Consider the following 12,678-nt stretch of genomic DNA (forward strand, 5'->3'; position numbering starts at 1 on the left):
TTTCAAACATCTGAAATTCAGGAGTGATTAATGGACGCGTTTAAACATCTCGAAGTGTGGTTCGCTATTGGCAGTCAGCATCTGTACGGGCCGGAAACGTTACGTCAGGTAAAAGAGAACGCCGAGAAGGTGGTCAATGGCCTGAACGCAGAAGCCGGATTACCGGTCAAACTGGTGCTCAAACCGCTGGTCACCACGCCGGACGAAATCACCGCGCTGTGCCGCGAAGCCAACTATGCGAATTCCTGCGTCGGCCTGATTACCTGGCTGCACACCTTCTCTCCGGCCAAAATGTGGATTGCCGGTCTGAGCATCCTGCATAAACCGCTGTTGCAGTTCCATACACAATTCAACGCCGAAATTCCGTGGGATTCCATGGACATGGACTTTATGAACCTGAACCAGACCGCGCACGGCGGCCGCGAATTCGGTTTCATCGGCGCGCGTATGCGTCAGCAACATTCCGTGGTCGCCGGTCACTGGCAGGATGGCGAATCGCACCGCCGCATTGCCCAGTGGATGCGCGTTGCCGCGGCGAAAAATGAAAGCCAGCATCTGAAAGTCGCCCGTTTCGGCGATAACATGCGTGAAGTGGCGGTGACCGAAGGCGATAAAGTGGCCGCGCAAATTCAGTTCGGCTACAGCATCAGTGCCTATGGTATTGGCGATCTGGTCAGCGTCATCAACGAAGTGAGCAAAGGCGATATCGATACGCTGGTGGAAGAATATGAATCCACTTACCGCCTGACGGATGCCGTGAAACTCAACGGCGAACGTCGCGAAAACCTGCTGGACGCGGCAAAAATCGAACTGGGGATGACCCGTTTCCTGGAACAGGGGAAATTCGGCGCATTCACCACCAACTTTGAAGATCTGCACGGCATGAAACAACTGCCGGGGCTGGCGGTACAGCGTCTGATGCAAAAAGGCTATGGCTTTGGCGGCGAAGGCGACTGGAAAACCGCGGCCCTGCTGCGCATCATGAAAGTGATGGCCAGCGGCCTGAAAGGCGGCACGTCGTTCATGGAGGATTACACCTACAACTTCAAACCGGGCAACGATCTGGTGGTCGGTTCGCACATGCTGGAAGTGTGCCCGTCGATTGCCAAAGAAGAAAAACCCCTGCTGGATGCGCAATATCTGGGCATAGGCGGCAAAGCGGATCCGGCGCGTCTGATTTTCTCCACCCCGGCAGGCCCGGCGGTCAACGCCAGCGTCATCGACATGGGTGACCGTTTCCGTCTGCTGGTCAATCAGGTGGATACCATCGAGCAACCCCATCCGCTGCCAAAACTGCCGGTTGCCCGTGCAATCTGGAAAGCCCAGCCTTCACTGGCAACGGCGGCAGAAGCCTGGATCCTCGGCGGCGGCGCGCACCACACGGTGTTCTCTCAGGCGCTGGATATCGATGCACTGCGGTTGTATGCAGAGCTGTCCGGGATTGAGTTGCTGGTGATTGATAACGACACGACGCTGGCGGACTTCAAGAATCAGATCCGGTGGAATGAAGTTTATTACAAGCTCTGTAGCCGCTAAGGGGCTGTTTTAAGGAATTAAATCCGTGAAAATTTCGGTTTTTCACGGGCGGTGACAACTTAACTCGCAGCGCCGAAACCGACAAAGAGGGAGGAAAGCGCCTCCCTCTTTGATCTCCCACGCTTTTTAACTGCGCGCTACCGCTCGCTGGCCATGTTTCAGCAATGTCTGCTAGTGCCGCAAAATCCCGCCGCTGCGCGGTGCCTTCCAGTCGGATTACAAACCGCGCGAAAAGAGTCGCGGTTTTCCACCTCTCCTTCCAGCGTGATTTTTGAAAGCGGCTAATGGCTATGTAATTCGAAAGATTAATGCTGGCTGGTTTTTTTGAAATTAAAAAGCCTCCGGCCGCTTTCAGAAAGCTTGCCGAGCGAAGTGTTTCGAGACCTATGGCTCGAAACCGAGTAAGGGAACCGCGCAGCGGCAAGTTTTCGCGGCAATAGCTGTGGCTGCTGAAACTTAGCCAGCAAGCGACAGCGCGTGTTGTAAAAAGACGAGGAGAGTCCAGAGAGGGGCCGTCCTGGCTCTCTCTGGTCGGTTTCGGCGCGAGCCGCTGAGCGGTCACCGCCCGTGAAAAACCGAAACTTTCTCAATCTGCTATCAGCGATCCACTGCAAGTGAAAAACCAAAACTCCGTTAAGCCGCCCGCCAAGGCAATTTGCAGCACCTTTCTAAAAGGTGTCACACCCCGGTCACATTCCCCCTTTACCCTCACCTCCACTAATAAGTCCCAAAGAGGATAGTACAACCATGATCATTCCAGCTAAATCCAGCGGGAATGCGCCGTCGCGCACCTGTCCTGCTATCGCTATCCATCAGGTTTCCCATTTATTCGGGAGCAACCCGGTACTCAATCACGTCAATCTGACGGTGCCCAAAGGCACGATCCTCGCATTGCTGGGGCCTTCGGGCTGCGGCAAAAGCACGTTGCTGAAAATGCTCGCCGGGCTGCTCAATCCGGCATCCGGGGAGATCCGCTTCGACGGCGAAATCGTCGCCAGTGGCTCGTTCAGTCTGCCGCCGGAAAAACGCAATCTCGGCATGGCCTTTCAGGATTACGCGCTGTGGCCGCACATGAGCGTCCGGCAAAACGTCGCGTTTCCGCTGCAAATGCGTGGCATCAAAGGCCAGGCGCAGGAAGAAAAAGTGATGACGGCGCTGGAACGCGTCGGGCTCGCGGATTTCGTCTCGCGCCGCCCTTCTGAGCTTTCCGGCGGGCAGCAACAGCGCGTTGCACTTGCCCGCGCCATCGTCGCCGAACCCCGCATCCTGCTGTTTGACGAACCCCTGTCGAATCTCGACCGCGATTTACGCGAAAGCCTGTGCGAAGAAATGGCGGTGTTGTTGCGCCAGCTCGGCACCACGGCGGTTTACGTCACGCACGATCAGCACGAAGCCCACGCGCTCGCCCATCGTATTGCCCGTATGGACAAGGGCGCGATCGCCAGTATTGACACGATTGATCCTTCCGTAATTTCACCTTTTGTTGCTTAACCTCTGATGGGATAAAAATGATGAACTGCACACTCAGCACTTTTCGTAAGAACCACACAACGTTTTCCCGTACTAAAACAGGCGTAATGACCGCAATGACTCTTTCTCTCGCAATGGCAGCTGGCAGCGCACAGGCGCTGACGCTCTACACCGCCGGGCCGGGTTCTCTGGCAAAAAAACTGGCAGCAGGTTATGAAAAACAAACCGGCGTGAAAGTGGATGTTTTCCAGGCCACCACCGGCAAAGTGATGGCCCGTCTGGACGCCGAGCAGGCCAATCCGCGCGCAGACGTTCTGATCTCCGCATCCTGGGATACCGCAACCGATCTCGAAAAACGCGGCTGGCTGCTGGAATATCAAAGCCCGAACGCAGAGCAGGTTCCGGCGCAATTTAAAACGCCTTATTACGTCGCACAGGGGATTTCCGCGCTGGGCATCGTGTGGAACACCAAAAGTGGTACCACTGAGCCAAAAGACTGGGGCGATTTAGCCAAACCGGAATTTAAAGACAAAGTGACCACGCCTGATCCGTCGCTTTCCGGTGCGTCGCTGGATTTGCTGATCGGGTTACAAAATGCCCACGCGCAGCAGGCGTGGAAACTGTTTGAAGATCTGAAAGCCAACGGCATGATTATCGCCGGACCCAACGCACAGGCGCTGACGCCGGTATTGCAGGGCGCGAAAGCCGCCGTATTTGGCGCGGTGGATTACGTCTCTTACGCCAGTGTGCAGGACGGCGAATCCGTCAAAGTCATTTTCCCGAGCAGCGGCACCGTGATCGCCCCGCGCCCGATGATGATCCTCAAATCCAGCCAGCAGCAAAAAGAAGCCAAAGCGTTTATCGATTACGCGCTTTCGCCTGAAGGCCAGAAACTGGTAGCCGATGCGTGGCTGATGCCCGCGCGCACCGATATCGACGCCAAACGTCCGTTGTTTAAATCGCTGAAACTGTTGCCGGAAGCCTCCCAGGCCTCGGCGTCGCGCAAAGAAGTGCTCGAACGTTTCGCAAAACTGTTCGGTCAGCAGTAAGTCAGTCACGGGCTGCGAAGGTAGCCCGTTTCCCCTCACCGAACAACGACGAAAAAACCCATGAACAGAAATGCTTTTTTGCCCGGCGTAACGGGCATTGCGTTGTTATTGCTGGTCGCCGTGCCGGTCAGCTTTGTGATTTTACAGGCGGTTTTCCCGCATCTCGATACCGGTGCTTATTCCGCACCGTTCAGCGCATTTACCCGCGTCTTCGCCGAACCTCAGCTGCGTGAACTGTTTTCCACCACGATCAAAGTCGGGCTGGGCGTCGCACTTTGCAGCGGATTAATCGGTATTCCGCTCGGCGCGCTGCGTGGCCTGTTTGCCCTGCCGGGTGCGGCGTTATGGGATGTTCTGTTTCTGGTGCCCTTTTTGCTGCCGCCATATATTGCCGCCCTGTCGTGGATGCTGGCGTTGCAAACCCACGGTTATGTGCAACAACTGGTGCCGTGGCTGCATCTCAACGATTTCCTGTTTTCCATACCGGGCATGGTTTTGGTCATGACGCTGAACGTTTTTCCGGTGGTGTATTTCGCGGTGTCGCGCAGCATGGCCGCCAGCGGCAGCCGTCTGGCAGACGTGGCACGTATTCACGGCGCAGGCCCGTGGCGCGCCTTTTCCCGCGTGACATTACCCATGGCACTGCCCGCCATGGCATCAAGTTTGCTGCTGGCGTTTACGTTATCCATCGAAGAATACGGCGTGCCGGGCGCGCTCGGTTCGCGCAGCGGCGTGATGCTGCTGACCACCGGCATCGAAGCGCGCCTTGCCGACTGGCCGATTGATTTACCCGGCGCGGCGGTGCTTTCACTGATGCTGGTGGCGATCGCGCTGTGCGCTTACAGCGTTCAGCGCGCGGTGGTGGCGGGCAAAAATGTGGAAAGCATGACCGGCAAACCCGCCGATATCACGCAAAAACGGCTGAAAGGCTGGACGATCCCGGTGCTGGCATTATTCACGCTGGTGACGGTGATTGCCGTGGCGCTGCCGATTTTATCCACGCTGGCCACGGCGTTTTCCGGCACGCTTTCCGGCGGACTTTCGCTGTCGAATCTGACATTACGTCACTTCGGCGCGCTGTTTGCCGCACACGGCGACGCGATCAGCGCCCTGTCGACCAGCCTCAGTCTGGCGCTCGGCACAGCATTAATCGCGGGCGCGACGGGCTTTCTGGCGTCGTGGCTGGTGGTGGTCAGGAAGATCCGCGGTTCAGCGCTGATTGACGGATTGTCTTTGTTACCGGCGGCGCTGCCGGGGATCGTGGTCGGCGTCGGGCTGATTCTGGCGTGGAACCGCAGTTTCTGGCCGGTTACGCCTTACAACACCTGGGCGATTTTGCTGCTCGCCTATTGTTGCCTGCTGCTGCCTTATCCGGTGCGTTACGTCAGCGCGGCGTTAAAGCAGATCGGCGGAAATCTGGATGCGGCGGCGCGGGTGCATGGTGCGACGGCGGCACAAACGCTGCGGCTGATCCTGCTGCCGCTGGTCTTTCCCAGCCTGCTGGCGTCGATGATGATGGTGTTTGCCGTCGCCTCTCGCGAACTGGTGACGTCGCTGCTGCTTTCACCGGCGGGCGTGCAGACCGTTTCGGTCTATGTGTGGCGGCAGTTTGAACAGGGATCAGTAGGAGATGGCATGGCGATGGCGTCGGTTGCGGTGTTACTGAGCCTGACGCTGATGCTGGCAGCCGTCAGGCTTCAACGAAAACCGCTGGCTTAGCTCTCCCGCTGTGGTTCGGTGTGCGGGCGGTCGCCTGCCGGAATTAACAGACCGGCGGCCACCGCCAGTACGGAAATAATCGCGGAAACCATAAAGACCCAGTGCAGGGACGCCGCCACGCTTTCGGTCAGCGCAGCAAGATGATGGCTTTCCATCGCATTGCGCGTGGCTTTTTCCATCAGTTGCTGAACCGGATCGTTCACCTGAGGCAGGCGATATTGCAGATTGAGATTCAGCGTTGCGCCCAGCACGGCGGTGCCGATTGCCGAGCCTAACATGCGGGTAAACAAGGTGGATGCCGTCGCAATCCCGCGGATTGCCGGTTCCGCATTATTCTGCACCGACACAATAAACGTGGTGTTCGCTAACCCCATTCCCGCTCCGATTGAAAACGCCGCCAGACGCGCCATCCACAGCCCGGAATCCGGCGAGAGAAACAGTAGCGCCACACTTCCGCCCAGCAGTAAAACGCCGCCCAGGACCGCTGTCGCGCGGTAAGACGTCGCCTGCATCAGACGGCTGCTGAGCATGCTCGCCAGCGGCCAGCCGATGGACATCAGCGCCAGCGTGGTGCCCGCCTCCAGCGGCGTGCCGCCGAGAACGCCCTGCACGTAGGTCGGCAGAAACGCGCTGATCCCCATCATCGTCGCGCCGATAATCAGGCCGCCAATGTTACCGGCAATAATCACTTTGCTTTCCCACAGCGCCAGCGGGAACAGCGGCTCAGGCGTTTTGCGCTCCTGACGGATCAGCAAATATCCGCTGACTACCGCCAGAACAATCAGCGCCAGCGCCCAGTAGCCCAGCACTTCGGCCTGAAGCAATGCCAGAAGTAACGCCGCAACGGAAAGCGTCAGATAACCGGTTCCGGCCAGATCCAGTTTATGTTGTTTACGCTGCCCGTCCGGCGGCAGGTATTTGACCAGAATCGCCATCGCCACCAGACCAATCGGCACATTGACCCAAAACACCACCGCCCACGGGAAATGCGAAACAATAAACGCCCCCATCAGCGGGCCGACAATCGCCGAAACACCCCACACGCTGGACAAATAGCCCTGCGCTTTTGCGCGTTCCTGCGGGCCATAAACATTGGCAATCAGCGTGGTCGCAATCGGCGTAATCGCCCCCGCTCCCAGCCCCTGCAAGGCACGGAAGGCAATCATCCAGGCCAGCGAGGGCGCGAATCCGCACAACACGGAGCCGATGAGAAACAGCGTCGTCCCGATGAAAAACATCTTCCGGCAACCGTACAAATCTGCCAGCCGGCCGTAGATTGGCACGGTAATCGCCTGCGTCAGCAGATAGACGGCAAAAACCCAGCCGAGCAGCGAGAAACCGCCGAGATCACCGATGATGGTCGGCATCGCGGTCGCCACAATCGTGACTTCCACGGCCGCCATAAACATCGATAACATGCAGGCAGTGAGAATTAAGGGGCGGTGCGATGATTTTACAACGGGAGTCGTGACGGCCATGTTCTCTGTTTTCGTTAGATTATGCGCTCAGGCAGATAGGCAAACTATACACAAACTATAGACAAAAAAGCGGCTCAGAGTTTGGCACTCTGAGCCACTTTGTTTTGATTGCTGCGTGACAACGTCACCGGTCAGGCTTTGGTTAACGTTTTCAGCTTCAGGCTGGACAGGTCAATAAATTTGGCCATATCGCGGCTTTCTGCGCGAGGTAAATAAGGAATTTCCCCCAACAGTGGCGCGGAAATATTGGCACTGATCGCGTCAATAGTTTCCTGATAGTGGGCAAGACACGGGTTAATTCGGTTTGCGACCCAACCCAGCAACGGTAATCCATCGGCGATAATCGCCTGCGCCGTTAATAGCGCGTGGCTGACACAGCCTTCCTGAATACCGACCACTAATACCACCGGCATATTTTGCTGGCGAACCCAGTCTGAATATAAAAGATGCGGAGTAATCAATGTTCTCCAGCCATCGCACCCTTCTACGACCACTGAATCTGCCTCTTCACGCATGAAGTTGAGGCCACTGGTCATTATTTCAAAAATATTCTCAGGAACCTGGCTGGCATAAATATCTTCGTCAGCTAAGGCCAGAGGGGTTATTTTATTAAAAGGATAAGCAATAGAAGATGACTGCTGGAGAGTTACCGCATCTTTATTTCGAACCCCGTCGGCCAGCTCCTGGCTGCCAGTTGCAATAGGTTTATAGCCTAAAACGCAGCGGTCCTGCGCGGCTAAGGCCTGAAGCAAGGCACGTGTGACAATGGTTTTACCTACACGGGCGTCCGTACCCGTGACGAAAAAGTGCGTTAACATGAAATTCAGGCTCCGGGATCTCTCCGTCTTATTGAAAGATAGCCTCCGGTAAGAAAAAGCCGCCAGAGACAAAGTAACAGCTGAAAGTCTAGGCGATGAGAGATGAGAGCGGTTTGCGTTAGCGCAATGTTTTGTTGACTGGACTGTAAGGAATACGCATAAGGTTATAAGTATTTATTTAATGACATAACCTGAAGGAATATAAGTAATTAAAGTAATCAGCGAACAGAGCACATCCCGTGAGCGTCAGATTTATGGCATTGCTTGCTGATACAGATCAATAAACGCCGCCACACCGAAAAATATAGCCCGCTAAGTATATTATCCCTGTAATAATTTAATCAGTAAGGAACCGCTATAAAGCGCATCCTTAACTAATGCCGCACCGGGCATCGTTCCCTGATTATAAAATTGCGTGGATTCCAGTTTGATATTTTCGCTATATGCAGGAAGTGATTGCTGCTGAATACAGGACATTATCGCGGGATGAAGAATATCCTGAGATAAATTAAGCGGTGAGCCGATCAGCACTTTTTCCGGATTAAACAGATTCACCATAATCGCCAGAATACGCCCGACGCTCTGCCCCACGCTGATAATCACATCACGCGCCAGCTGATCGCCCCGGTTCGCGGCGTCACATACCGCTTCGATCGTCAGCGAAACGCCGTGCAGCAAACTGGCAGGCACCGGCACCGTGAGGCGCTGACGCACTAAATCCAAAATACTGTCGGTACTGGCAACAGTTTCCAGACAACCGTGATTGCCGCAATAACAACGCTTCCCGTACGGATCAACCTGCGTATGCCCTATTTCGGCCACGCTGCTGCTGCCTGCGTGCAAAACGCGCCCGCTGGTAATCACCCCAGCGCCGACATTGTGGTCAATCACAATCTGCACCACATTTTTGCAACCGCGCGACGCGCCGTACAACGATTCCGCCAGCGTCCACGCGCCGATATCGTGCTGGACGTACACCGGCAGGCCCGTATGTTCCGAAAGCGTATCACCCAGCGGCATATCGAAAACGTCATGATAAAACGGCATGCGGTGAACGATGCCCCGGCGCGCATCAATCATGCCCGGCAGGGTAATTGCGATGGCGGTCAGGCGCTCAAGTTTGCGCTGATGGCGGATAAAGAACTGATCGATTTCAGAAATGATGCGTTTAAGCAGCGGCTGGTGCGCCTGTTCCGGCAGCGGAAGCACTTCTTCCACCACCAGTTTGCTGCTCAGGTCCCGTAAACCGAGAGTGATCGACCCCAGACTGATACGTGCGGAAAGGTAGTGCCAGGCCTGAGTATCCAGGGCTAAACCAATAGCGGGACGCCCGCGGCTGCCCGGATCCTGAAACTCGGTTTCAAGTACCAGATGCGCCTGTAAAAGTTCGCGGACAATCTTGGTAATACTGGCTGGAGCGAGTTGAGCTTTTTTAGAAAGTTCTATGCGCGAAATGGGACCAAACTGATCTATCAGGCGGTACACAGCACCGACATTGGTTTGTTTAATCTGATCAATATGTCCGGGTTGCCCGTCGGGGATCACTCAAGGAACTCCTGTTATTTTCGCGCTTCAAAATAAAGATTAGGGCTATGTTGGGGTTTTTGTCATATGTCGTCAACTATTTGATTCGTTATGTGATTTGGTGCACAAATTGTGTGAAAAGCCTCTCAGAATTGACTGGAAATACAGCAGGTTTGCACCCTGTCGGACGGTCAGTCCTCCTGAAGCAGTAAATCCATAAACGCCCGCGTGGCCGCCGTCATCGGGCGAAGCGCGTGATTCACCAGCCAGAGCTGCGTGGTGCCTTCTGTCTTTCCGAAACGCAAATAACGCACGCCATCGACCTGAATGCGCAAATACGACGCCGGCAAAATCGACACGCCTAAACCCGCCGCTACCAGCCCGATAATCGTCAGCGGCTCGCCCACTTCCTGGGTGATAAAAGGCGTGATCCCCTGTGTTTTGAGCTGCCCGAGAATATCGTCATACAGCGAGGTACCGACGTCTTTGGAGAAGAACACGAAAGGCTGATCGGCCAGGTGCTGAAACGTCAGCTCGCCGTCAGGCAGCGCGTTCAGCGGATTGTCTTTGTGAACCACGGCAATGAGCGGTTCCGACAGGATCAGATGATGTTCCAGCTCCTCCGGCAGTTCGCCGTTACGCATAATCCCCAGATCCAGCTTGCCTTCGAGCAGCGGTTCGATTTGCTGTTTACTGTTGAGCTGCTCGATCCGGATATTGACGCCGGGATAGGTCAGCCGGAAATGATGCAGCGTGCGGGAAACGCGACGCATAAAAGGCGAGGAAGACGTCAGCCCGAGCGTCAGATTCCCCGATTCGCCACGATGAATTCGTGCCGCCTGCGCCGCCGCCTCATCAACGCGCAGCAAGATCTGCCGTGCTTCCTGCAAGAATGCCTGTCCGGCCTGTGTCAGCCGCACGCTGCGGTTGTTTCGGTAAAACAGCGCCGCGCCGACGTGGGTTTCCAGCGCCTGAATCTGCTGGCTGAGCGGCGGCTGAGAAATATGTAACCGCTCAGCGGCACGGCCAAAATGCAGCTCTTCCGCGACCGCGATGAAATACCGTAAATGACGCAGTTCAATGTGGCTCATGGTTTAGATCAATTTATCCTCATTGATATGTTTAACGTATCGTTCTTGCGAAATTAATATATTAGACAATATAACGGCCACTGTTAAAATTTTCATACATTTTAAAATTTAGTTTTACAGCTCATCGCGTTAAGGAATTACAGTGAAAACCTCCCAGCGGATTTCCGCTGCACCAGCCAATGACTCTGTTAATGACGACGAATTAAATCCTGAAAGCCCCGTCGCCCGTTCCGGCCTGAAAACCCCTTTTATCAAACGCGGGACACCGCAGTTTATCCGCGTCACACTGGCCTTATTTTCAGCGGGTCTGGCGACGTTTGCCCTGCTCTATTGCGTTCAGCCAATTCTGCCGGTGCTCTCGCATGATTTCGGAGTATCGCCTGCGACCAGCAGTTTATCGCTGTCGTTATCCACCGGCCTGATGGCGATTGGCCTGCTCTTTACCGGCCCGGTATCGGACGCCGTGGGGCGTAAATCGGTGATGGTGGTGGCGCTGTTACTGGCCGCGGGTTGTACGCTGGTGTGTTCCTTTATGCAAAGCTGGGACGCCATTCTTATTATGCGCGCGCTGATTGGTTTGTCGCTGAGCGGCGTGGCGGCAGTTGCAATGACGTATCTGAGCGAAGAAATTCACCCGAGCGTCGTGGCGTTTTCGATGGGGTTATACATCAGCGGGAATTCCATCGGCGGGATGAGCGGACGTCTGGTCAGCGGCGTTCTGACGGATTTTTTCTCGTGGCGTATCGCCATGGCGGTCGTCGGTTTCTTCGCGCTCGCCGCAGCGATCATGTTCTGGCGCATTCTCCCGCCATCAAAGCATTTCCGCGCCAGTTCGCTCAAACCGCGCAAATTGCTGATTAATTTCAAACTCCACTGGCGCGACAGCGGCCTGCCGCTGCTGTTTGCCGAAGGTTTCCTGCTGATGGGCAGCTTTGTGACCATGTTCAACTACATCGGTTACCGCCTGCTCGCCACGCCGTACAACCTGAGCCAGGCCATCGTCGGTATCCTGTCGATTGTGTATCTGATGGGCACTTACAGTTCGCCGAAAGCCGGTGTGATGACCGGTGTGTATGGCCGAGGACCGGTGCTGATTGGTTCAACGGCCATCATGCTGGTGGGGATTTTGATCACCGCCTTCTCGCCCGTCTGGATGATTTTCATCGGAATGATCCTGGTCACTGGCGGATTCTTCGCCGCCCACTCGGTTGCCAGCGGCTGGATCGGCCGCCGCGCCCGTCGCGCCAAAGGACAGGCGTCGTCACTTTATCTGTTCAGCTACTACGCGGGATCGAGCGTCGCCGGGACTCTGGGGGGATTCTTCTGGCACGCCTACGGGTGGGTCGGAATTACGGGGTTTATCAGTCTGATGTTGGTTGTTGGGGTTGGTGTCGGGATCCGGTTGATGCGATTGGCTGAAGCTAAGCCGGTTTAAATCAACTTCAAGTTCAAAACCTTGGGTTGCCACCCAAACCGGCTTTAAGGTCAAAACCTTGGGCTCGCCGCCCAAACTGGCTTAGGTCAAAATCAAAACCTTGGGTTGCCACCCAAACTGGCCTCAAGGAGCGCCTGTCGCCGCGCCCCTTGAGAATCCCGGGCTCTTTCACTGCGCGCTATCGCTCGCTGGCACTGTTTCAGCAACGCCGGTTAGTGCCGCAAACGCCGCCGCTGCGCGGTACTTTCGCTTCGGGTTCGAACCTGCTCGAAAACAGACTCTCGCTGTTTCTCACCACTCTCTCAACGTCGTTTTGATAGCGGCCAGTGACTTTCTAATTCACAACCTCACTGCTGATGGTTATTGAAAAGATGCCGTTGAATTCAGATAAGCCTCCGGCCGCTTTCAGAAAGCTTGCCGAGCGAAGTGTTTCGAGACCAATGGCTCGAAACCGAGKAAGGGAACCGCGCAGCGGCGGCGTTTGCGGCACTAGCAGGAGTTGCTGAAACTTAGCCAGCCAGCGAYAGCGCGCAGTTNRAAAAGCGCGGGTGTCCAGAG

The 12,678-nt window shown here is 55.6% G+C and carries 9 protein-coding genes; 5 read left to right on the forward strand and 4 right to left on the reverse strand.

The genetic code is table 11. From position 1 onward, the window contains the following. The first annotated feature begins 30 nt into the window (after nucleotides 1-30). From araA to KWG64_RS17435, 4 genes are all read left to right on the forward strand, one after another. Nucleotides 31-1,536, forward strand: coding sequence for an L-arabinose isomerase (gene araA / locus KWG64_RS17420; RefSeq protein WP_208951769.1), 1,506 nt, complete (start codon nucleotides 31-33; stop codon nucleotides 1,534-1,536). Between the two features lie 747 nt (nucleotides 1,537-2,283). Continuing rightward, entirely contained in the window at nucleotides 2,284-3,027 is a 744-nt protein-coding gene (locus tag KWG64_RS17425) for an ABC transporter ATP-binding protein (RefSeq protein WP_218522616.1), read from the forward strand. An 86-nt stretch (nucleotides 3,028-3,113) separates the two neighbouring features. Beyond that, nucleotides 3,114-4,055 carry an ABC transporter substrate-binding protein gene (locus tag KWG64_RS17430; protein WP_195825924.1) on the forward strand — a complete coding sequence of 314 codons (942 nt, stop codon included), beginning with the start codon at nucleotides 3,114-3,116 and terminating at the stop codon, nucleotides 4,053-4,055. 60 nt (nucleotides 4,056-4,115) lie between these two features. Then, nucleotides 4,116-5,774: an iron ABC transporter permease gene (locus KWG64_RS17435; RefSeq protein ID WP_218522617.1), complete on the forward strand. Its 1,659-nt coding sequence runs from the start codon at nucleotides 4,116-4,118 to the stop codon at nucleotides 5,772-5,774. Here KWG64_RS17435 and KWG64_RS17440 read toward each other — a convergent pair. The 4 genes from KWG64_RS17440 to KWG64_RS17455 all read right to left on the reverse strand — a co-directional run bounded on the left by KWG64_RS17440 (nucleotide 5,771) and on the right by KWG64_RS17455 (nucleotide 10,685). Further along, nucleotides 5,771-7,252, reverse strand: coding sequence for an MDR family MFS transporter (locus KWG64_RS17440; protein ID WP_218522618.1), 1,482 nt, complete (start codon nucleotides 7,250-7,252; stop codon nucleotides 5,771-5,773). The genes KWG64_RS17435 and KWG64_RS17440 overlap by 4 nt on opposite strands. 131 nt (nucleotides 7,253-7,383) lie before the next feature. After that, nucleotides 7,384-8,070 carry a dethiobiotin synthase gene (gene bioD, locus KWG64_RS17445; RefSeq protein ID WP_195816508.1) on the reverse strand — a complete coding sequence of 229 codons (687 nt, stop codon included), beginning with the start codon at nucleotides 8,068-8,070 and terminating at the stop codon, nucleotides 7,384-7,386. 321 nt (nucleotides 8,071-8,391) lie between these two features. After that, a complete protein-coding gene (locus tag KWG64_RS17450; protein WP_152326155.1) occupies nucleotides 8,392-9,615 on the reverse strand; it encodes an ROK family transcriptional regulator in 1,224 nt (407 codons plus the stop codon). Nucleotides 9,616-9,785: 170 nt separating this feature from the next. Then, nucleotides 9,786-10,685, reverse strand: a complete 900-nt coding sequence (locus tag KWG64_RS17455) for a LysR family transcriptional regulator (protein ID WP_218522619.1) — start codon at nucleotides 10,683-10,685, stop codon at nucleotides 9,786-9,788. Nucleotides 10,686-10,827: 142 nt separating this feature from the next. Here KWG64_RS17455 and KWG64_RS17460 point away from each other — a divergent pair, with 142 nt between their 5' ends. After that, nucleotides 10,828-12,120: an MFS transporter gene (locus tag KWG64_RS17460; RefSeq protein ID WP_195816506.1), complete on the forward strand. Its 1,293-nt coding sequence runs from the start codon at nucleotides 10,828-10,830 to the stop codon at nucleotides 12,118-12,120. The last annotated feature ends 558 nt before the right edge of the window (nucleotides 12,121-12,678 follow it).

The organism is Rahnella sp. PD12R, from assembly GCF_019200965.1.
GTDB lineage: Bacteria > Pseudomonadota > Gammaproteobacteria > Enterobacterales > Enterobacteriaceae > Rahnella > Rahnella laticis.